24 protein-coding genes are annotated in these 26,466 nt (G+C 66.4%); 7 read left to right on the top strand and 17 right to left on the bottom strand.

Annotated features, from left to right (window positions below; genetic code table 11):
- Positions 1-118: 118 nt before the first annotated feature.
- The 10 genes from AC3WOB_RS31235 to AC3WOB_RS31190 form a co-directional block, all read right to left on the bottom strand.
- Complete coding sequence (locus AC3WOB_RS31235; RefSeq protein WP_013391337.1) at positions 119-2,695, bottom strand: sensor domain-containing protein; 2,577 nt, start codon at positions 2,693-2,695, stop codon at positions 119-121.
- Positions 2,696-2,734: 39 nt separating this feature from the next.
- Positions 2,735-3,532 carry a biofilm regulation diguanylate cyclase SiaD gene (siaD, locus tag AC3WOB_RS31230; protein ID WP_013391336.1) on the bottom strand — a complete coding sequence of 266 codons (798 nt, stop codon included), beginning with the start codon at positions 3,530-3,532 and terminating at the stop codon, positions 2,735-2,737.
- Positions 3,529-3,906: a biofilm regulation phosphoprotein SiaC gene (siaC, locus tag AC3WOB_RS31225; protein WP_013391335.1), complete on the bottom strand. Its 378-nt coding sequence runs from the start codon at positions 3,904-3,906 to the stop codon at positions 3,529-3,531. The genes siaD and siaC overlap by 4 nt, the downstream gene beginning before the upstream one ends.
- A gap of 37 nt (positions 3,907-3,943) precedes the next feature.
- Complete coding sequence (gene siaB, locus AC3WOB_RS31220; RefSeq protein ID WP_013391334.1) at positions 3,944-4,483, bottom strand: biofilm regulation protein kinase SiaB; 540 nt, start codon at positions 4,481-4,483, stop codon at positions 3,944-3,946.
- 23 nt (positions 4,484-4,506) lie between these two features.
- The gene (gene siaA / locus AC3WOB_RS31215) at positions 4,507-6,495 is read right to left on the bottom strand and encodes a biofilm regulation protein phosphatase SiaA (RefSeq protein ID WP_492277203.1); all 1,989 of its coding nucleotides are present in this window, start codon (positions 6,493-6,495) and stop codon (positions 4,507-4,509) included.
- A 311-nt stretch (positions 6,496-6,806) separates the two neighbouring features.
- A complete protein-coding gene (locus AC3WOB_RS31210; RefSeq protein WP_013391332.1) occupies positions 6,807-7,511 on the bottom strand; it encodes an ABC transporter ATP-binding protein in 705 nt (234 codons plus the stop codon).
- Positions 7,511-8,278, bottom strand: a complete 768-nt coding sequence (locus AC3WOB_RS31205) for an ABC transporter ATP-binding protein (RefSeq protein ID WP_492277202.1) — start codon at positions 8,276-8,278, stop codon at positions 7,511-7,513. The genes AC3WOB_RS31210 and AC3WOB_RS31205 overlap by 1 nt, the downstream gene beginning before the upstream one ends.
- Complete coding sequence (locus AC3WOB_RS31200) at positions 8,275-9,240, bottom strand: branched-chain amino acid ABC transporter permease (protein ID WP_492277201.1); 966 nt, start codon at positions 9,238-9,240, stop codon at positions 8,275-8,277. The genes AC3WOB_RS31205 and AC3WOB_RS31200 overlap by 4 nt, the downstream gene beginning before the upstream one ends.
- Positions 9,241-9,242: 2 nt before the next feature.
- Positions 9,243-10,163, bottom strand: a complete 921-nt coding sequence (locus tag AC3WOB_RS31195; protein WP_013391329.1) for a branched-chain amino acid ABC transporter permease — start codon at positions 10,161-10,163, stop codon at positions 9,243-9,245.
- A 212-nt stretch (positions 10,164-10,375) separates the two neighbouring features.
- On the bottom strand, positions 10,376-11,539 hold the full coding sequence (locus AC3WOB_RS31190) for an ABC transporter substrate-binding protein (protein ID WP_207471087.1): 1,164 nt from the start codon (positions 11,537-11,539) through the stop codon (positions 10,376-10,378).
- A 359-nt stretch (positions 11,540-11,898) separates the two neighbouring features.
- Between AC3WOB_RS31190 and AC3WOB_RS31185 the strand changes: the two genes are divergently transcribed.
- The 5 genes from AC3WOB_RS31185 (at position 11,899) to AC3WOB_RS31165 (ending at position 16,638) form a co-directional block, all read left to right on the top strand.
- Positions 11,899-12,393 carry a MarR family winged helix-turn-helix transcriptional regulator gene (locus AC3WOB_RS31185; RefSeq protein WP_013391327.1) on the top strand — a complete coding sequence of 165 codons (495 nt, stop codon included), beginning with the start codon at positions 11,899-11,901 and terminating at the stop codon, positions 12,391-12,393.
- A gap of 50 nt (positions 12,394-12,443) precedes the next feature.
- On the top strand, positions 12,444-13,466 hold the full coding sequence (locus AC3WOB_RS31180) for a hypothetical protein (protein ID WP_492277200.1): 1,023 nt from the start codon (positions 12,444-12,446) through the stop codon (positions 13,464-13,466).
- Between the two features lie 99 nt (positions 13,467-13,565).
- Entirely contained in the window at positions 13,566-14,792 is a 1,227-nt protein-coding gene (gene argJ / locus AC3WOB_RS31175) for a bifunctional glutamate N-acetyltransferase/amino-acid acetyltransferase ArgJ (protein ID WP_492277199.1), read from the top strand.
- A 24-nt stretch (positions 14,793-14,816) separates the two neighbouring features.
- The gene (locus tag AC3WOB_RS31170; RefSeq protein ID WP_207471101.1) at positions 14,817-15,683 is read left to right on the top strand and encodes an ATP-binding protein; all 867 of its coding nucleotides are present in this window, start codon (positions 14,817-14,819) and stop codon (positions 15,681-15,683) included.
- Complete coding sequence (locus AC3WOB_RS31165; protein WP_492277198.1) at positions 15,676-16,638, top strand: Nudix family hydrolase; 963 nt, start codon at positions 15,676-15,678, stop codon at positions 16,636-16,638. The genes AC3WOB_RS31170 and AC3WOB_RS31165 overlap by 8 nt, the downstream gene beginning before the upstream one ends.
- Positions 16,639-16,741: 103 nt before the next feature.
- On the opposite strand, the gene AC3WOB_RS31160 is transcribed toward AC3WOB_RS31165, so the two are convergent.
- From AC3WOB_RS31160 to AC3WOB_RS31135, 6 genes are all read right to left on the bottom strand, one after another.
- A complete protein-coding gene (locus AC3WOB_RS31160; protein ID WP_492277197.1) occupies positions 16,742-17,935 on the bottom strand; it encodes a low temperature requirement protein A in 1,194 nt (397 codons plus the stop codon).
- A gap of 253 nt (positions 17,936-18,188) precedes the next feature.
- Positions 18,189-18,929, bottom strand: a complete 741-nt coding sequence (locus AC3WOB_RS31155; RefSeq protein WP_492277196.1) for a branched-chain amino acid ABC transporter ATP-binding protein — start codon at positions 18,927-18,929, stop codon at positions 18,189-18,191.
- A 1-nt stretch (position 18,930) separates the two neighbouring features.
- The gene (locus tag AC3WOB_RS31150; RefSeq protein ID WP_013391320.1) at positions 18,931-19,638 is read right to left on the bottom strand and encodes an ABC transporter ATP-binding protein; all 708 of its coding nucleotides are present in this window, start codon (positions 19,636-19,638) and stop codon (positions 18,931-18,933) included.
- Positions 19,639-19,652: 14 nt separating this feature from the next.
- Positions 19,653-20,534 carry a branched-chain amino acid ABC transporter permease gene (locus AC3WOB_RS31145; RefSeq protein WP_054459258.1) on the bottom strand — a complete coding sequence of 294 codons (882 nt, stop codon included), beginning with the start codon at positions 20,532-20,534 and terminating at the stop codon, positions 19,653-19,655.
- Between the two features lie 9 nt (positions 20,535-20,543).
- A complete protein-coding gene (locus AC3WOB_RS31140) occupies positions 20,544-21,536 on the bottom strand; it encodes a branched-chain amino acid ABC transporter permease (protein ID WP_013391318.1) in 993 nt (330 codons plus the stop codon).
- 89 nt (positions 21,537-21,625) lie between these two features.
- Positions 21,626-22,510: a LysR family transcriptional regulator gene (locus tag AC3WOB_RS31135; RefSeq protein WP_049797747.1), complete on the bottom strand. Its 885-nt coding sequence runs from the start codon at positions 22,508-22,510 to the stop codon at positions 21,626-21,628.
- A gap of 161 nt (positions 22,511-22,671) precedes the next feature.
- Between AC3WOB_RS31135 and AC3WOB_RS31130 the strand changes: the two genes are divergently transcribed.
- Both AC3WOB_RS31130 and AC3WOB_RS31125 read left to right on the top strand, forming a co-directional pair.
- Positions 22,672-23,904, top strand: coding sequence for an amino acid ABC transporter substrate-binding protein (locus AC3WOB_RS31130; RefSeq protein ID WP_492277195.1), 1,233 nt, complete (start codon positions 22,672-22,674; stop codon positions 23,902-23,904).
- Between the two features lie 64 nt (positions 23,905-23,968).
- Positions 23,969-25,387, top strand: a complete 1,419-nt coding sequence (locus tag AC3WOB_RS31125; protein ID WP_492277194.1) for an amidase — start codon at positions 23,969-23,971, stop codon at positions 25,385-25,387.
- Between the two features lie 96 nt (positions 25,388-25,483).
- Here AC3WOB_RS31125 and AC3WOB_RS31120 read toward each other — a convergent pair whose 3' ends face one another.
- The gene (locus AC3WOB_RS31120; RefSeq protein WP_492277193.1) at positions 25,484-26,392 is read right to left on the bottom strand and encodes a LysR family transcriptional regulator; all 909 of its coding nucleotides are present in this window, start codon (positions 26,390-26,392) and stop codon (positions 25,484-25,486) included.
- Positions 26,393-26,466 lie beyond the last annotated feature (74 nt).

The following is a 26,466-nucleotide window of genomic DNA, read 5'->3' as shown; positions in this document are numbered from 1 at the left end:
TCCGGAGCGAACGCTCCGGACCGCAATCGTTGCCCCGCGCCCCGCAGGCCGCCGACGCGACAGGCGTCTTAAGAACCAACGGACCCGACAAAAGCAACAGCAACAGCAGCCAGAAAGCCTAAGGCCTACCCCGCAGCCATTCCTCAAGGTCCCCCGCCGGCAACGGCGGCGAAAACAGGAACCCCTGTCCCGCCGCACACCCCTGCTCGATCAGGAACCGCCGCTGCTCCTCGTTCTCCACGCCCTCGGCCACCACCGGCAGGCTCAGGCTCTCGCCGATGCGAATCACCGCGCTGGTCAACGCCCGCGCCGCGTCGTCGCTCTCCAGGCCTTGCACGAAACTGCGGTCCAGCTTCAGTTCATCCACGATCAGACGGCGTAGATGCCCCAGGCTGGAGTAACCAGTGCCGAAATCGTCCATCGACAGGCGCACGCCCAGGCGATGCAGCTCCGCGATGGTCCGCAAGGTGCCGGCGGTTGCATCCAGCACCACGCCTTCGGTGATCTCCAGCATCAGGTCCGCCGCCGCCAAGCCGAATTCAGTCAGCGTCGCCTCGATCATCCGCGGCAGGTTCAGGTTATGGAAATTCGTCGCCGACAGGTTCACCGACACCGACGGCACCTGCAGGCCCTTGGTGCGCCAGACCGCCAGCTGTGAACACGCTTCGCGCACGGCCCAGTCGCCCAGGTCGCCGATCAGGCCGCACTCCTCGGCCAGCGGCACGAAGCGCGCCGGCGAAATATCGCCCAGGGTCGGATGGCGCCAGCGGGCCAGCGCCTCGACGCCGTACAGGTGGCCGTTCTCCAGGCCCACCTGCGGCTGATAGTGCAGCCGCAGCGCCTTGGCCTCCAGCGCGTCGCGCAAGGCGGCTTCCAGCGCCAGGCGCTCTTGCGCCTGGCGGTTCATTTCGGCGCTGAAGAAGGAAATGCGATTACGCCCCGCCGTCTTGGCCTGGTACATCGCCATGTCGGCATGGCGCAGCAGCGTGTCCATGTCGCGCCCGTTTTCCGGGAACACGCTGATGCCGATGCTGACCGAGGGGTTCAGGGTGATGCCGCCCACCGAAAAGGGCTGGGCCAGGGCCACCAGCACATGCTCGGCCGCGGCCGTCAGGCGGCCGTGTTCGAAGTCCGGCATCAGCATCACGAACTCGTCGCCGGACAAGCGGCCCACGATGTCAGCCGCGCGCGCCAGGCGGCGCAGGCGCTGTGCCACGTCGCGCAGCAGCGCGTCGCCGATGGGATGGCCCAGCGTGTCGTTGACCTGCTTGAAGCGGTCCAGGTCCAGGAACAGGACGGCGACACGCTTGCGCTCGGGTTCGGCGCGGGCGATGGCCTGTTCGGCCTGCGCCAGCAGCAGGTTGCGGTTGGGCAGGCCCGTCAGTTCGTCGTAAAACGCCAGTTGGCGAATGCGGGCGCGGGCCTCTTCGCGTTCCAGCGCCAGCGCGCACAGGTAGACGCACACGTCCACCAGTCGGTGATGGAAATCGTCGGGCAGGCGCCGTTCGCGGAAATAGAAGCCGAAGGTGCCTATCACCCGGCCATCGCTGGATTTGATGGGCGAGGACCAGCAGGCCTTTATGTCCTCGGGCAGCGGCAGGTGGCGGTAATCGTCCCACAGCGGATCGGTGGAGATGTCCGGCACGATCACGGGCCGGCCCAGGAAGGCCGAGGTGCCGCAGGCGCCTGCCTGTGGACCGATGGCCACGCCGTCCAGGGCGTCGGCAAAGGCCTGCGGCAGGCTGGGCGCCGCCAGCGGCCGCAGCAGGCCGGCGTCGTCCACGCGCAGCACGCTGGCCGCCACCTCGGGCGCCAGGTGCTCGACCTCGCGGCACACCATGTTCATGACCTCGACCACCGAGGCCTCGTTGACCATGGCCTGCAGCACCCGGCGCTGCAGCACTTCATGCACCTTGGTGGGCGTGATGTCCGTCAGCACGTCCACGATATTGACCAGCGCGCCGCGTTCATCGAACACGGAGTTCGCCATTACCGAGACCCACAGCGGCCGGCCGGCGCGGTCGTAGACCAGCACATCCTTGTGGTAGCCCTCGCGGCAGGCGATGCGGCGGTCCAGCTCTTCGCGCGTCCCGCCGTCCTGCCGGCCGCCGGCCAGCAGTTCGCCCAGCTCCTGGTTCACGGCGTCGCCGCGGGCAAAGCCGAGCATGCGGTGGAAGCCGTCGTTCACATAGACGATGCGGCCGTCCTTGCCCGATACCGCGACGGCGTTGCCGGTTTCGTTGATGCCCAGCAGCAGCAGGCGGACCTCTTCCTGGCGGTCGGCGTCCGCGATGGACTTGCGGGATATGACGGAAATGCGGACCACTTCGCCGGCTTCGTCGGCGATGGGCATGTAGGTGGCTTCAATCCAGACGAAACCGCCGTCGCTCTTGCGATAGCGGCAGGTGCCGGTGAAGTGTTTGCCGCCCAGCAACCGGGCCCACACCTGTTCGCCGCCGACGATGCCCTTGCCCTCGTCCATGCTGTCGCACAGCATGTCGTGGCGCAGCGCCAGGGCCTCTTCGCGGACATGGCCCACCAAGGCGAGGAAGTTCGCGTTAGCGTTCAACAAGGAGCCCGCAGGGTTGAAATCGAACAGCAGCAGCGCCCGATCCATGGACGCCAGGTAAGTGCCCGGGTGCCACGCGCCGCCTTGAGGACGCTCGTCGGTGACGCCTGGATAGGAATCAAGCATATGGGGCTCCATGCCGGATAACAGCGGGTCCGGTTTCATTCAGCGCTTCGGAAACCCGAGTTCGACGCGATCGCGTCCGTCCTGCTTGGCCAGGTACAAGGCCTGGTCCGCGCGGCTGAGCGTTTCAGAGAAGGTTTCTCCCAATTGGTGGTATGCCATGCCTATGCTGACCGTCAATCCCAAGACGCCATCCCCCACCGTGATTGCCAGGGCCCGCACCGCGCCCACCAGCCTGTCCATGACGCGCTGGGCGGCTTCGGGCTGGGTGCTGGGCAGCAGCACCAGGAATTCCTCGCCGCCCCAGCGGCCGCACAGATCGTATTCGCGCAGGTTGTTGCACAGCGCGCCGGCCAGCTCGACCAGCGCGCGGTCGCCTGTTTCATGGCCATAGCGGTCGTTGACCGACTTGAAATGATCCACGTCCAACATCGCCACGACAAAGGTCGAGCCGCCGCGGGAGACGCGCAGGACCTCTTGCTTGATCATCTCCATCAAGGCGCGCCGGTTCAACAGTCCGGTCAAGGCATCGCGGTTGGAGGTTTCCAGCAGCGCTGAATTCAGATCCCGCATCATGCTTTGATAGTGGTCCGAGATGCGCGCGATACGGGTCAGGCGGCGCAGTTGCCGGTCGAAACGGTCGCACAGGCCCAGCTCGCGTTCGTGCGCCATGCTCTGGTAGGCGTCCGACAGCTGGGTCACGCGCTCGATGCGCGCCATCTGCTCCGCCGTGTGCCGCCAGAGCGCGTCCAGCGCTTCATGCAACGGATGGTCTTGATAGGCCGGGTCCGCCAGCAATTCGGCGATGCGCTTGTCCAGCTGGGCGGCGTCGGATTTCATTGGCGGCCGATGACTGAAAAGGGAAAGGTGCAGTCTTCCTTGAATTCCTCGGCCAGCTCGCCGACGCGCTCGTTGCGCATGTCGTAGAACCAGGTCACGCTGACCTCGCGGCCCTTGCCATGAGCAGCCTCCAGCAGATCGAAGATGTCCATGACGGACTTGATGCTGCTGGTATTCAGGTACAGCAGCTCGAGCTCCAGCTTCAGGGGCGCGGCGCTGCTCAGCAAGTAGGCTTCGACCCATTCGATGACGGGGCCGAACAGCTCGAAGGAATTCTCGGGATAGGAGTCGCCACGCATCGCCAGCACGCCGGCAGCAGTGTCGGCGGTGATGGCGGGCGTGGACTGGGTCCCGGGAATATTCAAATCATTCATCAATTGCTCCAAATATATTTCTTGGCCGGGCGGGCGTTCAGATCACCACGCTCAGGCTGAAGAAGGCCTGCCCGGGGGCCGTGGCGGGTGTCAGGCTGGCCTCCAGCGGCGCGCCGGCCCGGCGGGCGATATCGATCAGCCCCAGGCCCGCGCCCGAAGCGACGCCCTGGGCGCGCGGCTTGTGCAGCTGCGTCTTGTACTCGGCCTTCAGGGCCGCCTTGTCCAGCGCCGCCAGTTCCTGGATGCGGGCGACCAGCGACTGGCCGTCCTCGGACTTGACCAGGTTGCCGGCGGACACCACATAGCGGCTTTCATCGCGGCGGCCGATCACCACCGTGGCCGAGGCGTCCACGTCGCCATGCTGCGCCGCGTACTGGCGGATGTTCTGGATCATCTCGATGTAGACCGAGAAGACGTCCATGGCCTCGGCCGGACGCGCGTGCTCCGCATTCAGGTAGTTCTTGAGCGCGTTGCCGATTTCCTCGATCAGGCTGCGGGAAATCGGTCCGTTGAAGCACAACAGGGTGCGATTCTGGTTGAACCGTTCGCCCAATGCGTAAAGATCGGAGGCATTCATGGGGGTAACCGCCCTGATAACGTTTATTCGAAACGGAACGACAGCAAGGTGATGTCATCACGCTGCGGCTGGCCGCCTTGGTACTCGGCCAGCGCCTGGGTGAAGGCGGTCGCCTGTTCGGTTAACGGCCGGCGCGCGTGTGTCTTGAGCATTTCCGCGAACCGGGTATTGCCAAAGCCAAAACCGTGCTCGCCTCCCGCCTGGTCCAGGAACCCGTCCGTGACCAGGTAGAAGGTCCAGCCGGGCTCCATCTGCAGTTCGATGTTTTCGTAGACCTCGGTGCGCTTGTCCCCCAGCGCCCGCTTGCCGCCGGGCACCTCGCGCAGCTCTTCGCCGTTGCTTGCGTACAGGCTGATCTTGGCGCCGGCATAGCGCAGCGTGCCGGCTTGGCGGTCAATATATACCAGGGCCGCATCCGTGTTCGTGGCCAGCGCGCGGGGCAATTGCGCGTCCGCAAGCATGGCGCGGATGGCGTTGTCGGTGCGGGTCAGGATGGCGGCCGGATCGGCCGGCCCGGCCTCGGTGATCGCCAGGTCTATGGCCGCGCGGGCCAGCATGGTCATCAGCGCGCCGGGCACGCCGTGGCCGGCGCAATCCATGATGCCCAGCAGGCAGTTGGCGCCGTCGGAGCGGAACACGTAAAAGTCGCCGCCCACCACGTCGCGCGGCTTCCACAGCACGAAATGGTGTGCGCCCAGGGATTGGGTCAACTGGCGGTCTGGAAGGATGGCGCGCTGGATCAGGCTGGCGTAGTCGATGGAGTCGTCGATCTTCTTGTGCGCGGCGGCCATGGCGCGGTTGGCGTCCTCGAGCTCGGAGGTGCGCTCGCGCACCTTGGTTTCGAGTTCGGCCGTGTGCTGGCGCACCTTGTCCGCCATCACGCCGAAGGCGCGGCTGAGGTCGCCGATCTCGTCCTGGCCGCCCGGCGGCAGGCGCACGTCGTAGCTGCCGTCGGCAATGGCCCGCGCCGACTGCTGCAGGCGGCGCAAGGGTCGCAGCATCAGGCGTTCGATGGCGTATCCGAAGCACAGCAGCATGGCCGCGAACAGCACCACCAGGCCGATGGCGGCGGGCCAGAGCCAATCCGTGTCCAGCACCCGGGCCGCGCCCAGGTCCACCACGGTCAGCACGTGCCAGTGCAGTTCCGGCATGTAGGCCACCGAAACCAGCTGCCGGATGCCATCCATCTTGATCCAGGCGGATTGCACCGACTGCGGGTCGGTCCGCGCCGCCTTCATGGCAGCGGCCAGCTCGGCGCGGCCCTCGCCGCCGTCCAGCAGGTTGAACACCGTGCCGCGGCCGGCGCCCGCGCCGCCGGCGCCCGAGTTGTAGGCGATGAGCGAGGCGTCCATGTGCGCCTGGATCGCGCCTTCCTCGTCGACGATGATGGGCGTGACTCCCGGCTGCCCGCTATTGACGAATTCGCGCAGGAACCCGCCCACGTCCAGGCCAGAGCCGGTCAGGCCGATGACCCGGTCGCCGTCGCGCACCTGGACGTTGATCCAGACCTTGGTGGTCTGCAGCTTCAGGTCCGGATTGACGTTGATGTTGTACTTGGCCGCGGACGCCAGCGTCAGGTAGAACCAGGCGTCATCGGCGGCGCTCTTGCTCAAGGTGTAGCGCGGCGTCTCGGACAGCGGCTGGTCGTCGTTGAAGTAATAGTTGCCCGAGGCGGCGCTGGCGATGAAATAGGCGCGGCCTAGCAGATCGCGGCGGTAGCCGTCGGCTTCGCGGAAGAACAGCTCGCGCGCGGCCGGATCGCCTTCGTGGCGCAGCCAGCGGCGCGTGACCTCGCTATCCGCCAGCCGCAGCGACAGGGCCAGTTCGCGGGACACCGGCGCCAGGATGCGCTGGCGGTTCAATTGCGTGAAGTTGTCGGAGAAAGCGCGTCCGAAGTGCTCCCGGACGCCGTCCAGCACCTGCCAGCCGATCAAGGCGGCCGGCGCCAGCGCCACCACGCACGCCAGCAACAGCGCCATCAACGATTTTCTGCGCAAACCCCATTTCGCCATGCAAAGTCTTCCTGACAACTAGATAAGACGTAACGTGCGTGAAAAGGGGACGCGTGCATAGGCGTTGGCCGTGTAAGCCGCCCCTTGCCGCGCGATTGCCCCGCCTGTTCAGCCGTGAGCCCGATGCGGGCGTACCCACGCGGCACGTCCAGCGCGACAAGTTTAGAGAACAGTGGATCCAATTGAAACAGGAGCAAACGCTTGTAAGACGTTCCCGCGCCCTAAGTTGCATTGCTGCAATATAAATGTCGATTTATTGCTTTTTATGTCACGACTGACGGCATTTGCCTGTTTACATTGCAGCTTTCTTGCTACACGCCCAGGTAGCGTTCCCATAGGCCGCGGTCGGCGTCCAGGGCCTGGGAGTCGCCGGTCCACACCACTTTGCCGCGTTCCAGGATCACGTGGCGGTCGGCCAGGCTCAACAGCCGCTCGACGTATTTGTCGATGACCAGGATGGTCTGGCCGGCCTGGCGCAGGCGGGCCAGGCAATTCCAGATTTCCTCGCGGATCTTGGGCGCCAGGCCTTCGGTGGCCTCGTCCAGGATCAGCAGCCGGGGATTGGTGACCAGCGCCCGGCCGATGGCCAGCATCTGCTGTTCGCCGCCCGAGAGCTGGTTGCCCATGTTGCGGGCGCGCTCGTGCAGGCGCGGAAAGAGTTCGAAGACCCGTTCCGGCGTCCAGGGTTCGCCGATGTCCGGATTGCGGCCGGCGACGAAGGCCGTCAGGTGCTCACGCACCGTCAGGTTGGGGAAGCACTGCCGCCCTTCCGGCACGATGGCCACGCCGACCCGCGCGATGCGGTCCGGGCTCCAGCCGCTGATGTCCTGGCCGGCGAACTGGATCTTGCCGCCGCGCAGGGGCAATTGGCCGAACAGGGTGCGCAGCAGCGTGGTCTTGCCCATGCCGTTGCGGCCCAGCAGGGTCACGACCTGGCCCGCGCCGATCTGCAGATCCACGCCGAACAGCACCTGGCTGGCGCCGTAGCCGCTCTTGGCGGATTCGATGGTCAGCATCACGCGGTCTCCTCGTCGCCCAGGTAGGCTTGCCGCACTTCCGGGTTGGCGCGGATTTCATCAGGGGTGCCGGTCGCGATCACGCGGCCGTACACCAGCACCGACAGGCGGTCGGCCAGGCGGAACACCGCCTGCATATCGTGTTCGACCAGCAGCATGGCGGCGCGGCCGCGCATGGATTCGATCAATTCGGTCAGGCGCACGGTTTCGTCGGGCCCCATGCCCGCCATGGGCTCGTCCAGCAGCAGCACGTCGGGCCGCGCGGCCAGGGCCAGCGCGAATTCGACCTTGCGCTGTTCGCCATGCGGCAAGGTGCCGGCCGGGCGCTCCAGCAGGCTGGCGTCGATGGCGCATTCACGTGCCAATTCGCGCGCCTGTTCGTACAGGGCCGATTCGGCGGCGCGCGGCTTCCAGAAGCGGAAGCTGCTGCCCGCGTGCGCCTGCACCGCCAGCACCAGGTTATCCAGCACGGAGGACTGCTTGAAGATATTGGTGATCTGGTACGAACGCGACAGCCCGGCGGAGACCCGCTGGTGGGCGTTCATGCCGGTTACGTCGCGGCCGCCCACTTTCAGCGTGCCCGAATCCGCCGTCAGCGTACCGGACAGCAGGTGGATCAGCGTTGACTTGCCCGCGCCGTTGGGGCCGATCAGGGCGTGGATTTCGCCCGGGTTCAGGGACAGCGACACATTGTCGGTGGCGACCAGCGCGCCAAAGCGGCGCACCAATCCCGTAGCCTGCAAGGCCGGCGTTGCGGCAGCGTTCATGATCCCACCTTGCCGGATTGGGGAGCAGCGGCGCGGCCGCTGAACAGCGGGCCGAACAGCCCGACCAGGCCCCGCGGCGCGCCGAACACCACGCACAGCAGCAGCACGCCGAGGGGCAGGTGCCAGTATTCGGTCCACAGCCGCAGCACTTCTTCCAGGGTCAGCATGACCACGGCGCCGGCCACCCCGCCATAGCGCAAGCCGATGCCGCCCACCAGCACCATGATCAGCAGGTTGGCCGACTGGGTCCAGTGCATCAGGCTGGGCGAGATGAAGAGGTTGTGGTTGGCCAGCAGCGCGCCGGCCAGGCCGGCCACCGCGCCGCTCAGCGTGAAGGCCATCAGCTTGATGCGATAGACCGGATACCCCATGGATTCCATGCGCGATTCGTTTTCGCGTATGCCTTGCAGGGCGGTGCCAAAGCGCGAGGCCACCACACGGCTGAATACCCACATGATCAGCGCGAACAGCGCCAGTACCAGGTAGTAGAAGCTGACGTCATGCGCCAGGTCGATGCCAGGCAGGGTGGAATAGCCCGGCAGATTCAGCCCGTCCTCGCCGCCATACTGGCGCAGCGAGATAAAGATATAGAACAGCATCTGCGCGAAGGCCAGCGTGATCATGATGAAGTACACGCCGCGGGTGCGCAGCGAAATCGCCCCGGTGATGTAGGCCAGCACCGCCGCCAGCAGCATGGCCGCCGGCCAGACGATCAACGCGGAAGTGACGCCCGACATGGCCAGGATGCCGACCGCGTAGGCGCCCGCGCCGAAGAAAGCCGCATGCCCCAGCGCCACCATGCCGCCATAGCCCAGGATCAGGTTCAAGCTGGTCGCAGCCAGCGCGTAGATCAGCACGCGCCGCACGAAGGAAATATAGAAGTCCAGGCCCAGCGCCGGCGCCACCAGGGGGAAGACGGCCAGCGCGGCCAGCAGGACCACGGTCCAGATGATGGATTTCATGCTCAACCCCGCGCCGGAAACAAGCCGGAGGGCCGGAACACCAGCACTGCCGCCATCAATACGTAAATGGCAATGGCGGCCAGCGTCGGTCCGACGCTGGAAGCCACGGCCGGGGAAAAGACCTGGCGCAGCAGCATGGGCAGGAAGGCCCGCCCCGCCGTGTCCACCATGCCCACCAGCAGTGCGCCGACAAAGGCGCCGCGGATCGAGCCGATGCCGCCGATGACGATGCACACCAGCACCAGGATCAGGATTTCCTCGCCCATGCCCACCTGCACCGAGGTGATCGGACCGAGCAGGGCGCCGGCCACGGCGGCCAGCATGGCGCCCAGCACGAACACGCCCAGGAACAGCAGCGGCACGCGCACGCCCATCAGGGTCGCCATCTGGCGGTTGGACGCGCCCGCCCGCACCAGCACGCCGGCGCGGGTGCGCGTCACGAACCAATACAGGCCCGCGGCGGCGGCCACGCCGAACACGATGATCATGAGGCGATAGGCGGGATACAGCAGATCCGGCAGCAGCCGGACCGGGCCGGACAGCGCGGCCGGCATGTTCAGCATGACGGGCGCCGGACCCCAGATCATCTTGACCAGATCGTTGGCGATGAGAATGACGGCGTAGGTGCCCAGCACCTGGGCCAGGTGATCCCGCAGCGCAAGGCGGCGGATCAGCGTGAGTTCCAGCACCACGCCGACGATGCCGGTGGCGACGGCCGCCACCAGGACGGCGGCGGTGAATGAACCTGTGCGCTGCATGGTCTCGGCGGCGACATAGGCGCCGGCCATGTAGAGCGAGCCGTGAGCCAGATTCATGATGTCCATGATGCCGAACACCAGGGTCAGCCCGGCCGCGATCAAAAACAACATCAACCCAAACTGCAGACCGTTCAGCAATTGCTCGACGATCAGCGTAAACGTCATGAAAACTTCCCCCTGCCGCGAATTGCCGATGGCCTAGCTCGCGGTCAAATCTCTAAAGCCACTAGTTATGCATCGCGCAGCTCACAGCCCGCAGCGCATTGAGACGCCCTCCCCTGAGCGGGGTCGCGCGGAGCCGGCTTTGCCGGTCCGCTGCGACGCCCCCTTGAGGGGGGCCCGCCTGAGGGGGAAGCGCGCAGCGCTTCGGGGGTGGGCTACAGCTTGCACTCGCCGACGTAGACGTCCTGGTACTTGTCGAACACCTTGCCCACCAGCTTGTTGGTAATGCGGCCGCTGCCGTCCTTGTCGACGACGCGCAGGTAGTAGGACTGGATGGGATAGTGATTCTTGCCGTAGGTGAAGCTGCCGCGCACCGAGGGGTAGTCGGCCTTTTCCAGTGCGCGCACGATGGCTTCGCGGTCGGAGGCCTTGCCGCCGGCCTGCTTGACGGCGGCGTCCATGGCCATGATCACGTCATAAGCCTGGGCAGCGTACACCGAGGGATAGCGGCCGTTGTATTCCTTGCGGAAGGCTTCGACGAAGGTCTTGTTCTGCGGCACGTCCAGGTCATGCGCCCACTGCGCCGTGTTGTACATGCCCAGCATGGGTTCGCCCACGGCCTGGATCACGTCCTCGTCGGCCGAGAAGCCTGGGCCGATCAGCTTGACGCTCTGCGCCAGGCCGGTCGAGACGAACTGCTTGACGAAGTTGATGCCCATGCCGCCCGGCAGGAAGATATAGACCGCGTCCGGCTTGGCGGCGCGGATCTGCGCCAGCTCGGCGGCGTAGTCGATCTGGCCGAGCTTGGTGTAGACCTCGTCGCCCGGGGCGGTCTTGTAGCCGCGCTTGAAGCCGTTCAAGGCATCCTTGCCGGCCGGATAGTCCGGGGCCATGATGAACATCTTCTTGAAGCCGCGATCCGCCGCGACCTTGCCGGCCGCTTCGTGGAAGGCATCGTTCTGGTAGGACGTGCCGAACCAGTACGCATTGCACTGCGCGCCGGCGAACTGGCTGGGGCCGGGGTTGTTCGACAGGTACGGCACCTTGGCCGCGAACAGCGCGGGGCCGACGGCCAGCGCCACGTTCGAGCCGATGGGGCCGGTGAAGAAATCGACCTTGTCGCGCTGGATGTAGCGCGTCACCAGTTGGCGGGCCTGGTCGGGGTTGCCGCCCATGTCGGTCTGCACGAATTCGGCGGGCTGTCCGCCCAGCTTGCTGCCCAGTTGCTTGATGGCCAGGTTGAAGCCGTCGCGGGCTTCGGCGCCGAGCGCCGAGAACGGGCCGGAGATGTCGTTGGCGATGCCGACTTTGATGGTGTCGGCGCTGGCCAGTGCCGGCACCAGGGCGGCGGCGGCCAGAAGGGAAGTGATCAAACGCATGGTGGTGTGCTCCGTGCGCGAGCCCGCGCAGAGGGTGTTCTTTTTTGGAATCGCGATTCGAAAGACTTCTTGCTGCACAGCCAAGGCTGGCGTGCTTCATAGTTTAGGTTTAAAGTATTCGGCAAAACAAGTCTAGGGTTTTTACCAAAGGGTTTTTACTAATAAGCTACCGCCATGGCTACCCTCCACCAAAACTATCAAAGCGCAGCGCCAGCTACCCGGCACGACGTTCGCGCGACAGTACCCGACATCCCGCCGATACTCAAGAAGCGCGCCGCCGGCAACGCCGTGGCGTGCCCGACGATTCTCGTTCAACAGCATCTGGCGCCCGCCCCTCATTCCCGGTAATTTGCATAGCCATGACCGATACCCCCGACCTGGAATCGCGCGCCGCGCCCGACGACCACCATGCGTTGCGCCTGTGGCTGCGCATGCTGACCTGCGCCAATCTCGTCGAAAGCGAGATCCGCAGCCGCCTGCGCACTGAATTCGACACCACGCTGCCGCGCTTCGACCTGATGGCGCAATTGCAGCGCGCGCCCAAGGGCATGAAGATGGGTGAACTGTCGCGTCACATGATGGTCACCAACGGCAATATCACCGGCATCACCGACCAGCTCGAAAAGGAAGGCCTGGTGGTGCGCACCAAGGTCGAGTCCGACCGCCGCAGTTCGCTCATCAAGCTCACGCCGCTGGGCAAGAAAAGCTTCGCCCGCATGGCCCGCGCCCACGAATCCTGGGTCAAGTCCATGTTCGGCGACCTGCCCGAAGGCACGCGCAACGCGCTGTTCCAGGCCTTGGGCGAACTCAAGCTGCAAGTGGTGGCGACCCGCTCGGAATCGGCCAAGAACTGAAGGCCCGTGCGCGCCGATGTCCGCTTGCGGATTGGCGCATAATTGCCGCCATGATTCCGGTTTCTCTTCCTGGCGGTAATTTCTACGTGCTGATGGCAGCGTCGCTGGCCTGCCTCGCCACGCTGCTGACCTGGCTGGCCGTACTGGCCACCACTTCCAGCGCCCGGGCATGGCTGGGTGGCCACCGGCGCGGCGGCGCCATCGTGATGGCCTTACTCGCCATCATCGGCGCCATTTTCCCCTATCAGCAGTTCAGCCTGTGGTTCTCGGCCCGGCAAAGCGCCCAGTCCGACGCAGAACGCAAGACCGTGCTGGCCCAGCCGACCCAGTTGGCTGGACTGGAGATACCGGCCGGTACCGTGCTCAGCCTGGCCAAGCCGGGCGATCTGACTTCGTTCGACCTCGCCGTCTTTCCCGAAGCCCACCCAGCCTCCATCCAGGGCGTCGCGGCTACGCGCCTGTTCCGCTATCCAGCCAGCAGCAAGCAGGCCGAGACCCTGTCGGTGGAGATCGCGCGCGACCAGGCGCAGGACGGCTGGCTGTGCGCGCACGGACACCGCCTCGAATTCGTGCTGCGCGAAGGCCGCCCGAGCTTCGCCAGCTGCCATCTGGCCATCGGCAACACCCTGAACCAGCAGCCCGTGCCGCCCGGCGCCTGGCTCAAGGTCGTCAACGGCGCCCCCGCCGCCGACGCACCCCGCTGGCTGCTGCGCACCGAAGGCAGCGACGCGCTGGAGGTGGCCCGCATGCCCTTGCTGAAGGTCGACATGCAGCTGGACAGCCAGCGCCGCATGCTGGATTTCGAAGGCCTGCTGGCCCGCGAAACCGTGCTGGGCGACATGACCTACCAGCCCGGCACCCGAGTGCTCGCCGCCAACCTCCGCCTGCCGGGCGCCCAGCCGGGCGATCTGCTGTTTTCGCCGTCGCGCGGGCGTTCGGCGCGCCGCGCCGGCGGCGAGGACGTGCCGGCGGGCAAGTCGGTGCTGCAGGCCCCGGACGGCGCCGTGCGCAGCGTGCTGAGCAACCGCGAGGCCGGCGTGCTGGACGTAGCCGCCATGCGGATCGGCCCCTGACCGGACGCTGTCCCATTCCGGTGGGATAATACGAAGCTTTCCCCCGCGCGCCGCCTTGCCTGGCGGCGATTCCGTCCTGCTCATACATGAGACGAAGTCATGGCCGTTAATCTGCAGATCCCCTCCGAGTCCGAAATTTTTCCTGTTGCCGGCGTTGAAATCGGCGTTACCGAGGCCGGCATCCGCAAAGCCAACCGACGCGACCTGACCGTATTCCGCTTCGCGCCGGGCACCAGCGTGGCCGGCGTGTTCACGCGCAACCGTTTCTGCGCCGCGCCGGTGCAAGTCTGCCAGGCGCATCTGGCCGCCGGCGGCCCGATCAGCGCCCTGGTCATCAACACCGGCAACGCCAACGCCGGCACCGGCGAGGAAGGCCTGCAGAAGGCCAAGGACACCTGCGCCGCGCTGGGCAAGCTGCTGGGCGTGCCCGCCGCCGAAATCCTGCCCTTCTCCACCGGCGTCATCCTCGAACCGCTGCCGCTGGACCGCCTGGTGGCAGGCCTGCCGGCCGCCATCGCCGACCTGGGCGCCGACCACTGGTTCAGCGCCGCCCACGGCATCATGACGACCGACACCCTGCCGAAGATCGCTTCGGCCAAGGTGCAGATCGGCGGCAAGACCGTCACCTTCACCGGCATCAGCAAGGGCGCCGGCATGATCCGGCCCAACATGGCCACCATGCTGAGCTTCCTGGCCACCGACGCCGGCATCGCCCAGCCGCTGCTGGCCAAGCTGGCCGGCGAAATCGCCGACGCCTCGTTCAACCGCATCACGGTCGACGGCGACACCTCCACCAACGACTCCTTCATCATCGCCGCCACCGGCAAGTCGGGCGTCGAAGTGAATGCCGAATCCGATCCGGCCTACGCCGCCGTGCGCGAAGCCCTGACGGCCGCGGCGCTGGAACTGGCCACCAAGATCGTGCGCGACGCTGAAGGCGCCACCAAGTTCATGACCATCCGCGTGGAAGAAGCCGGCAATACCGAGGAAGCGCTGAAGGTGGCGTACGCCGTGGCCCACTCGCCGCTGGTCAAGACCGCCTTCTTCGCTTCGGACCCCAACCTGGGCCGCATCCTGGCCGCGGTGGGCTACGCCGGCATCGACGACCTAGACGTCTCCAATATCCGCCTGTGGCTGGACGAGGTGCTGGTGGCCAAGGACGGCGGCCGCAACCCCGCCTACCAGGAAGCCGATGGCCAGCGCGTGATGAAGCAGGCCGAGATCCAGGTGCGCATCGCACTGGGCCGCGGCCAGGTCAGCGACACGGTCTACACCTGCGACTTCTCGCACGAGTACGTGTCCATCAACGCCGACTACCGCTCCTGATCCGCAACTTCCTGGACTGCAGACGTGACCGCAACCGAGTTCTCCACCCTTATCCAGCGCGCCGAGCGCGTGCTGGCGCAGCTGGAAGCCTGGCTTCCGCCCGCAACGCCCGAAATCGACTGGACCGCCCACGCCTACCGCTGGCGCAAGCGCGGCGCCCGCGGCTGGCTGGACGCCGTGCGCCACGTAGCGCGCATCGACATGGCGGACCTGCAGCATATCGAGCGCCAGAAGGGCATCATCGACCGCAACACGCTGCAGTTCCTCGAGAAGAAGCCCGCCAACAACGTGCTCATGACCGGCGCCCGCGGCACCGGCAAGAGCTCGCTGGTCAAGGCCATGCTGGCCGCCTACGGCGATCGCGGGCTGCGCCTGATCGAAGTGGACAAGTCGGATCTGGGCGATCTGGCCGACATCGTCGAACTGGTCGCCGCCCGCCCCGAACGCTTCATCGTGTTCTGCGACGACCTGTCGTTCGAGGAAGGCGAAGCCGGCTACAAGGCGCTGAAGTCGGTGCTGGACGGTTCGGTGTCGGCCTCGGGCGACAACGTGCTGATCTACGCCACCTCCAACCGGCGCCACCTGATGCCGGAATACATGAGCGAGAACCTGGCGGCCAAGCACCAGCCCGACGGCGAGATCCACCCCGGCGAAACGGTCGAGGAAAAGATCTCGCTGTCCGAGCGCTTCGGCCTGTGGCTGTCGTTCTACCCCTTCAAGCAGGACGACTACCTGGACATCGTCTACCACTGGCTGCGCGAGCTGGGCTGCCCGGAAGCGCAGATCGAACCCTCGCGCACCGAGGCGCTGCAATGGACCATCGAGCGCGGCTCGCGTTCGGGCCGTGTGGCGTATCAATTTGCGCGCGACTGGGCGGCCCGTCATGTCTGAAAAGATCGTCGACGTCGCTGCCGGCCTGATCCTGCGTCCGGACGGCATGTTGCTGCTGGGGCAGCGCCCCGAAGGCAAGCCCTGGGCCGGCTGGTGGGAGCTGCCCGGCGGCAAGCTGGAACCGGGCGAAACCGTGCTGGAAGCGCTGGCGCGCGAACTGCAGGAAGAGATCGGCATCCGCGTCACGCAGTCGCGGCCCTGGGTCACCTATGTGCACGCCTATCCCCACACCACGGTGCGCCTGGCGTTCTGCCACGTCACCGGCTGGGAAGGCGAACCGCGCAGCCTGGAAAACCAGCGCCTGGAATGGGTCAACCCTGCGCAAGCGGCATCGGTGGGCGATTTGTTGCCTGCCACCCTGCCCCCGCTGCGTTGGTTGCAGCTGCCCACTTCCTACGGCATCAGTTCCGTGGGTTCGCGGGCCGGCGTGGCCGCTTTCCTGGGCCGGCTGGAAGCAGCGCTGGCGCGCGGCGTGAAGCTGGTGCAGTTGCGCGAACCGCAATGGCCGGACGGCGTGGCCTCTCCTTCGCTGCATGAAGTGCTGCAACAGGTGCAAAAGCGCTGCCGCGCCGCAGGCGCCCGGGTGTTGGTCAACAGCGTCCATCCCGCGGCCTGGTGGCGCGAAGCCGACGGCGTGCATCTGCGCGCGGCCGATGCCGCCAAGCTCACGGCGCGCCCTGAACTCCCCGCAGGTGCGCTGGTCGGCGTATCCGCGCACGACAACGACCAGGTCGTCCACGCACGCGAACTTGGCGCCGACTTCGCGGTGCTGGGTCCGGTGCTGGACACGCCCAGCCACCCCGGCGCGCCGACGCTGGGATGGGAAGGTTTCGTGGCAGGCAACCGCGACGCCGGCATCCCGGTATTCGCGCTGGGCGGCCAGTCCACCCAGACCGTGTCGCAGGCGCTGCGCCATGGCGCGCACGGCATTGCCGGGATACGCGGACTGATCTGAGCCGCGCGGCGGCTTTGCCGAAAGCCGCCGCCTGCCTGCTCGACGGGCGCATCCAACGGCTCATGGCTGGGGCTGCCTCCAGCCCCGCCCTCACCGATTGACGCTAATCCACGATTCCTTGCGGTGCGCTGGCATGCGCCCTGCGCCGCGACAGGCTTTCCCAGGCCGCCACCAGAATCATGATCAAGGTGGTCAAACCGCCCACCATGAGGTTGTCGGTCACAAAGGCCACGGGCGCCAGCACCGCCAGCAACACCAACCCCACGACATGCGACAGCGGGAAACGGCCGTAGACCACCGTCTTGTAGATGCCGTTGCCCGCCAGGTATAGCGCCGGGCCGCCGATCAGCGCGGCAGCCGCCGGCATGGCAATGCGTCCGTCCGGATGCAATATGACCAACTCGTTGGCCACGGCGGACACGATCACGCCGGCGATCAGGATGACATGCACATAATGGAACCAGGCGCCGATGCGGCCTGGATCGTCGCTATGCACGATGGCCTCGCTGCCGTCGCGGCTGCTGGTGTCGAAATACACCCACCACATGGCGGCCGTACCCAGGAAGGCCGCCAGCAGCGCGATCAGCGCGGGCGCGTTCCAGCGCTCCAGGTCGGCCAGCGTGGCGCCGCTGATGAGCAGGGTTTCGCCCAGCGCGACGATGACGAACAGTTGGCAGCGCTCGGCCAAATGCCCGCCTTCGATCGTCCATTCGCGCGTGCTGGAACGGCCCAGGCCGGGAAAGCGGAAGCCGATCATGGGCGACAAGTATTCGCAGGCCACCGCCAGCGCCCACAGCGCCAGCCGCGTGCCGTCCTGAGACAGGCCGCCAGCGACCCACAAGACCGCCGATACGCACAGCCAGGCCAGCATGCGGCGGAAGTTGGGCGCCAGTGGATGCGCGGGTCCCAGGTGCAGCACGATGAACAGCGTGCGGCCCACCTGGATCAGCACGTAGCTGACCGCGAACACCAGTCCGGTGGCCCCGAAAGCGCCCGGCAAGGCCGCGCCAGAGACCAGCCCGGCCAGCATCACGGCGAACAGCATGACGCGCATCGGCACCGCGTCGGGGTCGAACCAGTTGGTGACCCAGCAGGTGTACTGCCAGCCCAGCCAGACGGCGAACCACAGCACCAAGGCATGGAGCGCGCCCATCAAGGTCAGATCGTGCAGCAGGCTGTGCGATATCTGGGTGACCGCGAAGACATACACCAGGTCGAAGAAGAGTTCGACGAAGGTGACGCGGGCTTCGTGCCCGTCGCGGCGGCGCAGCAGGTTGGCGCTTGCGAAGAAGGTCATGGCATAGGCTGGCTGGTGATGGTGGCGCAGCCAGATTAGCGCAAGGCAGGCCGTGCCGAACCGTCAAATAATGCAAAGCCGGGCGGGCGTGGCGGCGACGCCACGCGCCTGGTTCTGCCGGGCCTGGAGACCGACCTCACGGGCAGTGAGCCAAGCGCATGCCGCGCACGGCGGGTTGCGCCCTACGGTCCGACTTTCTCAACGACCGCGGACAGCCCGTGGAATCGGTCCGATACCGCACCGAACCTCGCCGTCAGTCAATCTTGTAATCCATCCACGACGCAACCATCTCCCGCAGGCCCCCGCCGTCATCGAAGGCTTCGCGTCCGCCCTCGGCCTTGTTGCGGCCCAGTTCCAGGATATACATATAGTCGGACACCTCCGCGCAGCGGCGCACGTTCTGGTCCACCAGCACCACCGTCATGCCTTCATCGGCAAAGCCGCGGATCAGGGTGTAGATCTCCTTGGAGATCTTGGGCGCGAGCATGGCGGTGGGCTCGTCCAGCAGGATGACGGAGGGCTCGATCAGCAAGGCCCGGCCGAACTCCACGAAGCGCTGCTGTCCGCCGCTCATACTGGAGACAGGATCGTCGCGCTTCTGCGCCAGGATCGGAAAGCGGTCATAGACCGAGTCAATGCGCTGGCGCACGCGCGCCTTGTCCTTGCGGAACGGCCAGCAGCCCAGCAGCAGGTTGTCGTGCACCGACAGTTCACCGAACAGGCTGCGGTGCTGCGGCACGAAGGCCACGCCGTGGCCCGCGCGTTCGTGCGAGGGCTGCGCGCTGATGTCCGCGCCGCGCAGGGTGATGCGGCCGGTGCGCGGCGGCAGGAAACCGAACATGGTCTTCAGCACCGTGGACTTGCCGGCGCCGTTGGGACCGATGACGCCGGTCACCTTGCCCGCGCGCGCCTGGATGTTGACGTGGTTAAGGATGGTGATGTCGCCGTGGTAGGCCACGGTCACGTCTTCCAGCGCGAGTATCGACGTGCTCATGTCAGGCTCCCAGATAGGCTTCGACCACGCGGGGGTCGGCGCGCACTTGCTCGGCGTTGCCCTGGCTCAGGATGGCGCCTTCGTTCATGACGATGATGTGGTGGGACAGCTGGTAGATCGAGGTCAGGTCGTGCGACACCAGCACCACCGAGCAATCGTGCTCGCCAGGCAGTTCGCGGATGACCGAGATCAGCAGTTGCGCCAGCGCCGGATTGACGCCGGCGAAAGGTTCGTCCAGCAGCACCACCTTGGGGCGCGCCACCATGATGCGCGCCAGCTCCACCAGCTTCTGCTGTCCGCCGGACAGCTCTTCTGCATAGTTGTGGCGCAGCCGGTGCAACTCGACCTTGTGCAGCCAGTATTCGGATTGCGCATAGCGTTCGTCGGCGCTGCGGCCGGTCTGCTGCTGCGCCACTTCCAGGTTGTCCAGCAGGGTCAGCTGGCGGAAGATGCGCGGCACCTGGAAAGTACGTCCCACACCAAGGCGGGCGACCTCGTGGATCTGCTTGCCGGCGATGTTCTGGCCGTCGAGCTCGATACGACCTTCGTCCGGGGTGTAGATGCCGTTGATGCAATTGAGCATGGTGGTCTTGCCCGACCCGTTCATGCCGATGATGCCCAGGATGGAACCCCGCGGCACGTCCACGTCCACGCCCTGCAAGGCCACCAGCCCGCCGAAGCGCTTCTTGAGATTGCTGACTTTCAACATGTGTCAGGCTCCTGTTAGCGCAACGCCTGGCGGCCGAAGAGTCCGCTGGGCCGGATGAAGATGGTGGCGACCATGAGCGCAAATCCGCAGATCGTGGCAATGGAAGGATTGAAGAACACCACCGACACCTGTTCCGTGACGCCGAACAGCAGCGCCCCGACCAGCGCCCCCACCGGATGGCCCAGGCCGCCCAGTACGATGACGATGAAGCCGATCAAGGTGTAGTCGTTGCCCATGAACGGCGAGAAAGCGGGAAACACCATCGCCACCAGTACGCCGCTGGCGGCGGCCAGGCCTATGCCCAGCCCGAAGGCCACGGCCGACAGGCGTTCGGCGTTGATGCCAACGATGCGCACGGCGTCGCGGTTCATGATGATGGCGCGCAGCGCCTTGCCCAGCTGGCTGCGGTACAGGAACACCGTCAGCGCGCCGATGATGGCCAGGGCGATGACCAGCGCCAGCAAACGCACGGTGGGGATCAGCACCGGCCCGAACTTCAGGAACACGGGTTCGATCTCATAGGGCAGCGAGCGCGCATCCGCGTCGAACACCAGCAGCATGATGGCGCCCAGCATGATGGACACGCCGAACATCAGCAGCAGCGAGCTGATCTCGGGATCGTCCGCCTTGGACAGGCGCGGGATCAGCACGAAGTACAGCAGGTAGCCCGCCAGGAAGAACGCGGCGAAGGCCAACGGCAGCGCCACCAGCGGGTTGATGCCGGCGTACTCCATCAGATAGAAGGCGAAGTAGGCGCCCAGCACCAGAAATTCGCCGTGCGCGAAGTTGACCACGCGCAGCACGCCGAAGATCACGTTCAGCCCCACGCCGATCAGGCCGTAGATGGCGCCCAGGATCAGGCCGTTGATCAGCCCTTGGATAATCAGTCCGGTCATGGCGGTTCCTCAGGCGATGTAGCGGCGCAGTTGCGGCTTGCGTTTGATCAGGCTGCCGACGATGCCGCGCGGCAGGAACAGCATCAGCAGCACGATGATCAGGCCCAGCAGCAGCAGGTTCACCACCGGGAATTTCTGCCAGATCACGTGGTCGATGCCCAAGAGCGCCAGGGTGCCGACGACCGGCCCGAGGATGGTGCCGAAACCGCCCGCCATGGCGTAGATGATGCTCTTGGCAGTGATCAGCACATGGAAGGCGTATTCCGGATCCACCACGTTGGTGTACCAGGCCTCGATACCGCCAGCCAGCGCCGGGAACAGCGCGGCCAGCAGCCAGGCCTTGAGCCGGGTATTGGGCACGTGGATGCCGACGCAGGCGGCGGCGCCGTCGTCGTCGCGGATGGCCTTGAGCGCGCGGCCCAGGCTGGACACCGACAGCCAGGTGACGGTGGCCAGGGTGGCGCCCATCACCGCCAGCATGGCGTAGTAGCTGTGCGTGGGGTTGTTGGCGTTGGACAGGATGATGCCCATGCTGCCGCCGGTGAAGGACTGCGGCAGGTTGGAGATGATGAGCTTGACGATGGTGGCCAGCGCCAGGCTCACAATGCCGAAGTACACCCCGCGCAGGCGCAGCGTGGGTGCCAGCAGCAGCGCGATCGCCACGCCCACGCCGCCCGCCGCCAGCAGCGACGGCAGGATGGGCCAGCCCAGGATCTTGTAGCAGATGCCGGTGGCGTAGGAGCCCACGCCGTAGAACACCACGTAGCCGAACGGCAGATAGCCGGTGAAGCCGACGCAGATGTTCATGGCGCTGGCCATGGTGATCCACAGCATCAGATAGAACGCGAACGAGATGTTCGACGTCGCCATCGGGATCAGGGCCAGGCCCGCGGCCAGGCCGGCAAAGACGATGATGGCGATGCGGGTGCGCAACCGCACTGCGCGCTGATCCTGCGCGCGATGCGAGGCGGCGCCCGCCGCCAGGACGGGACTGCTGCTCATATGTCTTCCTCCGGGCCGTTTCCGGGTTGGACGGCCGCTTTATTTGGAGGCGATTATGACCAGTTCAAACCATAACCGCAAGTTAAGGACTAACCCTTATTTTCGGCTGGAAAGGCCTCGGCAAGCACGCCGCGCAGCTCTTTGATGAACTCCAGCGCTATGGCCGAGGGCTCGCGGTTGCTGGCATAGACAGCCGAGATATTCAGGGGGATGCGCTCGGCCAGCGGCACGATGACCACATCCGGCATGGTGTTCTGCATGACCGTGAATTCGTCGACGATGGCAATGCCCACCCCGGCATTCACCAGAGCACAGGCCAGTTGGCTCCAGGGCACGTCGGCGCACATGCGGCACGGCAGGCCCGCCTGCTCGAAGGCGCCCAGCACCAGCATGCCAAAGGGCATGCGGGTACCCACCACGATGTGCGGATGGGGCGACAGGTCGGCCAGGCTTACCTCGGCGCGGCCCGCCAGCGGATGCGCCTTGGGGATGGCGGCCACCATGCGTCCCACATGCAGAGGCTGGGACGTGAGGAAGGGATGATCAGCTTGCATCACCACCAGCCCCAGCTCGGCCTCGCCCTGCAGCACATCGGTGATCAGAGTGGGCAGCGCCGTCGTATTCAGCCGCAGCAGCAATTCGGGATGGCGCTGCTGGAAGCGTGCCACGGCGCGCGGCACCAGGAACTGGGCCAGGCTGGGGATGGACGCCAGCCGGAGCACCCCCGTGCCATGCTCCGCCAGCGCATCGGCCAAGTCGTTGACGCGCTGCATCATGCGCTGCGTTTTCTCGATTTCCTCAAACAGGCTCTGCACTTGCGAGGTCGGCCGGAGCTTGCCGCGGACCCGCTCGAAGAGCGTCACCCCCATGGCCTTCTCGGTATGCGCCAGCATCCGGCTGACCGCCGGCTGCGAAATATTCAGCAGCCGGGCGGCGCCGCTGATGGATCCGGCCATGACGATGGCCCACAACATTTCGGTCTGTCGGTAATTCAATTTATTCAAGGCGTGCGCTCCATGCCTATTTGTTATACGCTATCTTGCGTGTTGAGCAAACATTGCCCAGCACCAGGCCTCTGTCCGATGGTCCGCCACGGAATGCGGGGCCGTATACCAAAAACGATAGGAGACCTCCCATGTACGCTAAACCCTGGCTGTCCCGCTTACCGGCGCTGGCTCTCGCCGTCGCCGCCCTGACCCCTGCCCTGGGCGCCGCCCAGACCTCGGACAAGATCCGCGTCGGCATGACGGTGTCGTCCACCGGCAGTTTCGCGCTGGCCTCGCAGTCGGGCGTGCGCGGCGTCGAACTGTGGGTCGACGACGTCAACCGCCGCGGCGGCATCGAAGTCAAAGGCAAGAAGTACCCGGTCGAACTGGTCAAGCTGGACGACCGCAGCGACAAGCAGATGGTGACGCGCGTTTACGAACGCCTGATTGTCGATGAAAAAGTGGATCTGGTGTTCGCGCCCTTCGGCTCCACGCTGACCGCCGCGGCCGCCACCGTCACCGAGCGCCTGGGCAAGTACATGATGGTCTGGTCCGCCGCCAGCGACGATCTGTACAAGCAGGGTTTCAAGAACATGGTGTCGGGCACGCAGATGCCGGTGTCGGCCATGCTGCGCGCCAACATGGAGCTGGCCGCCAACCAGGGCGTGAAGAAGGTCGCCATCCTGTATTCGGACGAGCCGTTCCCGGCCGGCCTGGCCGAAGGCGGCAAGGAACAGGCCGCCAAGAACGGCATGCAGGTCGTGCTGTTCGAGAAGTATCCCAAGGGCCAGAAGGACTTCAGCACCATCCTGCAGAAGGCCCGCGCGGCCGGCGCCGAGGCGCTGGTGCCGACCTCGTACGAGGGCGACCTGATCAGCATGACGCGCCAGATGAAGCAGCTGGACATCAACTTCCCGTACGTCTTCATGGTGTATGCGTCGACCCCGCAATTCCAGGCCATCGGCGCGGATTCCAACTACATCTACAGCCACACCAACTACCACCCCGCGATCAACTGGAAGGTCAACGCCGGCATGACGCGCGAGCAGTTCGCCGCCGCCTATGACCAGCGCTTCCCCAAGGCCGAGTTCCCGCCCGATTTCCAGACCGCGCTGGCCTATGGCGCGGGCGCGCTGACCGAGGAAATCGTCAAGCAGGCCGGCAACACCGATGCGGCCGCGCTGAAGAAGGCCTCGCTGGACCTGTCGGGCAAGCTCACCGTCATGGCCGGCCCCTACGCCATCGACGAAACGGGCAAGCAGCTCTTGATGCCCTTCCCCGTAGTGCAGTTGCTGCCGGGCAAGGGCATGGTGCCTGTGTGGCCTGCCGACGTCGCCACGCAGAAGCCGGTTTACCCCGCCCCCGACTGGAACAAGCGCTGAGCGCGCAAGCAGGAAGACCGGCGCGCGGCTGCCGCGCGCCGGTCTGACATCACCCGAGGAAAACATGTCTGACATTGCATTTGCCACGCTCAGCGAACTTGCGCAGGGCCTGGCCGAAGGCCGCTACAGCTCGGTGGAGCTGGCGCGGCACTACCTGGACCGCATCGACCGCGCCAATCCGGCGCTGGGCGCCTACGTCAGCGTCGACCGCGAGGGCGCGCTGCGCTTGGCCGAAGCCGCCGACGCGCGCCGCCGCGCCGGCTATGGCCTGCTCGGTCCGCTGGACGGCCTGCCCGTGGCCGTCAAGGACCTGTGCGACATCCAGGGCCAGGTCACCACGGCCGGTTCGCAAGCCTGGCGCGAGCGCCGCAGCACAGTCACCGCCACGCCCGTGACCCGCCTGGTCGACGCCGGCATGGTGGTGCTGGGCAAGACGCATATGGTGGAATTCGCCTTCGGCGGCTGGGGCACCAACCCCGTCATGGGCACCCCGCGCAATCCCTGGGACCTGGTGCGCGCCCGCATTCCCGGCGGCTCCTCCAGCGGCTCGGGCGTGGCGGTGGCCGCGGGCCTCGCGCCCGCCGCGCTAGGCTCGGACACCGGCGGCTCGGTGCGGATTCCCGCCGCGCTCAACGGCATCACCGGACTGAAAACAACGCGCGGACTCATCAGCCTGTACGGCTCGGTGGCCCTGTCCCACACCCTGGATTCGATCGGCCCGCTGACCCGCGACACGCGCGATTCGCTGCTGCTGACCGCGGCCATGTCCGGCCCCGATCCGCGCGATCCGGTGACCCGGGGCGTCCCCGCCTACCGCTACCGCGATCTGCGCGCGGGCGCAAAGCCGCTAGCCGGCACGCGCATCGCTCTCATGCCGCAGGCACAGTACCCCATCGCCATCGATGCGGCGGTACAGAACGCGCTGGACGATACGCGGCGCGCGCTGGCGGACCTGGGCGCGGAATGCGTGGAAGCGCCCTTCCCCTTCGATTTCCACGACATGATGCTGCGCAACGGCCTCATCATCGCGGCCGAAGCCTACGCCCAGCATCGCGACTACATCGAGGACGACAGCCTGCCACTGGGCCGCTACGTGCGCGCCCGCATCCTGGGCGGCAAGCAGACCAGCGCCGCCGACTACGTGTTGGCGCTGCAAGCCCATGCCCGCGCCTGCGAGGCCTGGCAGGACTGGATGCGCGACTATGACGCGGTCCTGGCGCCCTGCCTGCCGTTTGCCGCCTGCCCGCTGGAAGACGTGGACGAGGCCGCCACGCCGCTGGCGGCATTCACCCGCCCCGGCAATTACGTCAACGCCTCGGGCCTGGCCCTGCCCGCCGGATTCTCGGCGGACGGCATGCCCATCGGCGTGCAGTTGCTGGGCAAGCCCAACGGCGAAGACGCGCTGGGCCGTATCGGCATGGCATTCCAGGCGGCGACGGACTGGCACCTGAGGCGTCCGGACCTGTCTGCGATCCAGTTGTAGACCGACAGTTGTAGACCGACGGCTGTAACCCCCGCGCCCGCAGTGCTGGCGCCAGCAAGGCCGGCCCGTCAGCGCGACGGCCGGCTTTTTTTTCGTTCAACCCAGGCCGCAAGCCGGCCGCAGCAGCGCCTCCAGCCAGTCCGCGAACACCTGCACCCGCCGCGATGGAGACCGCCGCTGCGGATAGAGCAGCGTCATCGGCATGGGCGCGGGGCGGTGGTCCGGCATGACTTCGACCAACTCGCCCGCGGCGATCTGCGGCTGCACGTCATAGGCCGGAATCTGGATCAAGCCCAGGCCCGCGACGCAGCTGGCGATATAGGCTTCGGCGCTGTTGACCGTGACCCGCCCGCGCAACGGCACGGTCCGGGACACGCCGCCGTCCAGCCATTCCCAGGGCGCCAGCCGGCCAGTGGACGGCGAAGCGTAGTTCACGCAGGCATGCCCCGCCGCCAGGTCGTCCGGCGTCGACGGCACGCCATGGCGCGCCAGGTAGGCCGGGCTGGCGACATTGATCAGGCCCAGCATGCCTATCGGCCGCGCCACCAGGCCAGAGTCCGGCAGCACGCCGACCCGCAACACGCAATCCACCCCTTCTTCGATCAGATTGACTGCGCGATCGGTCACGCCCAGCGTGACGTCGATCTGCGGATAGGCGTCCAGGAAAGCCGGCAGCGCCGGCGCCACGACCAGACGGCCCACGCGTCCGGGCACATCGACGCGCAGCATGCCGCCGGGGCCCACCGACGCGTGACGGAAGAGGTTCTCGGCCTCTTCCATGTCGGCCACCAGGCGCAGGCAGCGTTCATAAAAGGCCGCGCCCTCCTGCGTGGGCGCCACTTGCCGCGTGGTGCGGTTCAACAGCCGCGCGCCCAGCCGTCCCTCCAGTTCCTGCACGGCGGCGGACACGGTGGAACGCGGCAGGCCCAGCGTATCCGCCGCGCGCGAGAAGTTCGCGCACTCGACGACGCGGGCGTAAACCCGGAACAGGTCTATGCGGTCCATGGGGTGGATGGCTCCTGCGAGGCCTGGCCTCACTGTTCGTAATTTCTGGATAGAGATACCAGAAATATCAGTTT

The organism is Achromobacter sp. FW305-C-30-7 (assembly GCF_058783105.1).
Note: the sequence above shows the minus strand (reverse complement) of the source record. Positions and strands in the feature narration are given on the sequence as shown.

Bases quoted from the DNA above. Each gene is read 5' to 3' on its own strand.
- AC3WOB_RS31235 (WP_013391337.1), bottom strand. From the start codon at position 2,695: ATGCTTGATTCCTATCCAGGCGTCACCGACGAGCGTCCTCAAGGCGGC.
- siaD (WP_013391336.1), bottom strand. From the start codon at position 3,532: ATGAAATCCGACGCCGCCCAGCTGGACAAGCGCATCGCCGAATTGCTG.
- siaC (WP_013391335.1), bottom strand. From the start codon at position 3,906: ATGAATGATTTGAATATTCCCGGGACCCAGTCCACGCCCGCCATCACC.
- siaB (WP_013391334.1), bottom strand. From the start codon at position 4,483: ATGAATGCCTCCGATCTTTACGCATTGGGCGAACGGTTCAACCAGAAT.
- siaA (WP_492277203.1), bottom strand. From the start codon at position 6,495: ATGGCGAAATGGGGTTTGCGCAGAAAATCGTTGATGGCGCTGTTGCTG.
- AC3WOB_RS31210 (WP_013391332.1), bottom strand. From the start codon at position 7,511: ATGCTGACCATCGAATCCGCCAAGAGCGGCTACGGCGCCAGCCAGGTG.
- AC3WOB_RS31205 (WP_492277202.1), bottom strand. From the start codon at position 8,278: ATGAACGCTGCCGCAACGCCGGCCTTGCAGGCTACGGGATTGGTGCGC.
- AC3WOB_RS31200 (WP_492277201.1), bottom strand. From the start codon at position 9,240: ATGAAATCCATCATCTGGACCGTGGTCCTGCTGGCCGCGCTGGCCGTC.
- AC3WOB_RS31195 (WP_013391329.1), bottom strand. From the start codon at position 10,163: ATGACGTTTACGCTGATCGTCGAGCAATTGCTGAACGGTCTGCAGTTT.
- AC3WOB_RS31190 (WP_207471087.1), bottom strand. From the start codon at position 11,539: ATGCGTTTGATCACTTCCCTTCTGGCCGCCGCCGCCCTGGTGCCGGCA.
- AC3WOB_RS31185 (WP_013391327.1), top strand. From the start codon at position 11,899: ATGACCGATACCCCCGACCTGGAATCGCGCGCCGCGCCCGACGACCAC.
- AC3WOB_RS31180 (WP_492277200.1), top strand. From the start codon at position 12,444: ATGATTCCGGTTTCTCTTCCTGGCGGTAATTTCTACGTGCTGATGGCA.
- argJ (WP_492277199.1), top strand. From the start codon at position 13,566: ATGGCCGTTAATCTGCAGATCCCCTCCGAGTCCGAAATTTTTCCTGTT.
- AC3WOB_RS31165 (WP_492277198.1), top strand. From the start codon at position 15,676: ATGTCTGAAAAGATCGTCGACGTCGCTGCCGGCCTGATCCTGCGTCCG.
- AC3WOB_RS31160 (WP_492277197.1), bottom strand. From the start codon at position 17,935: ATGACCTTCTTCGCAAGCGCCAACCTGCTGCGCCGCCGCGACGGGCAC.
- AC3WOB_RS31155 (WP_492277196.1), bottom strand. From the start codon at position 18,929: ATGAGCACGTCGATACTCGCGCTGGAAGACGTGACCGTGGCCTACCAC.
- AC3WOB_RS31150 (WP_013391320.1), bottom strand. From the start codon at position 19,638: ATGTTGAAAGTCAGCAATCTCAAGAAGCGCTTCGGCGGGCTGGTGGCC.
- AC3WOB_RS31145 (WP_054459258.1), bottom strand. From the start codon at position 20,534: ATGACCGGACTGATTATCCAAGGGCTGATCAACGGCCTGATCCTGGGC.
- AC3WOB_RS31140 (WP_013391318.1), bottom strand. From the start codon at position 21,536: ATGAGCAGCAGTCCCGTCCTGGCGGCGGGCGCCGCCTCGCATCGCGCG.
- AC3WOB_RS31135 (WP_049797747.1), bottom strand. From the start codon at position 22,510: ATGTTGTGGGCCATCGTCATGGCCGGATCCATCAGCGGCGCCGCCCGG.
- AC3WOB_RS31130 (WP_492277195.1), top strand. From the start codon at position 22,672: ATGTACGCTAAACCCTGGCTGTCCCGCTTACCGGCGCTGGCTCTCGCC.
- AC3WOB_RS31125 (WP_492277194.1), top strand. From the start codon at position 23,969: ATGTCTGACATTGCATTTGCCACGCTCAGCGAACTTGCGCAGGGCCTG.
- AC3WOB_RS31120 (WP_492277193.1), bottom strand. From the start codon at position 26,392: ATGGACCGCATAGACCTGTTCCGGGTTTACGCCCGCGTCGTCGAGTGC.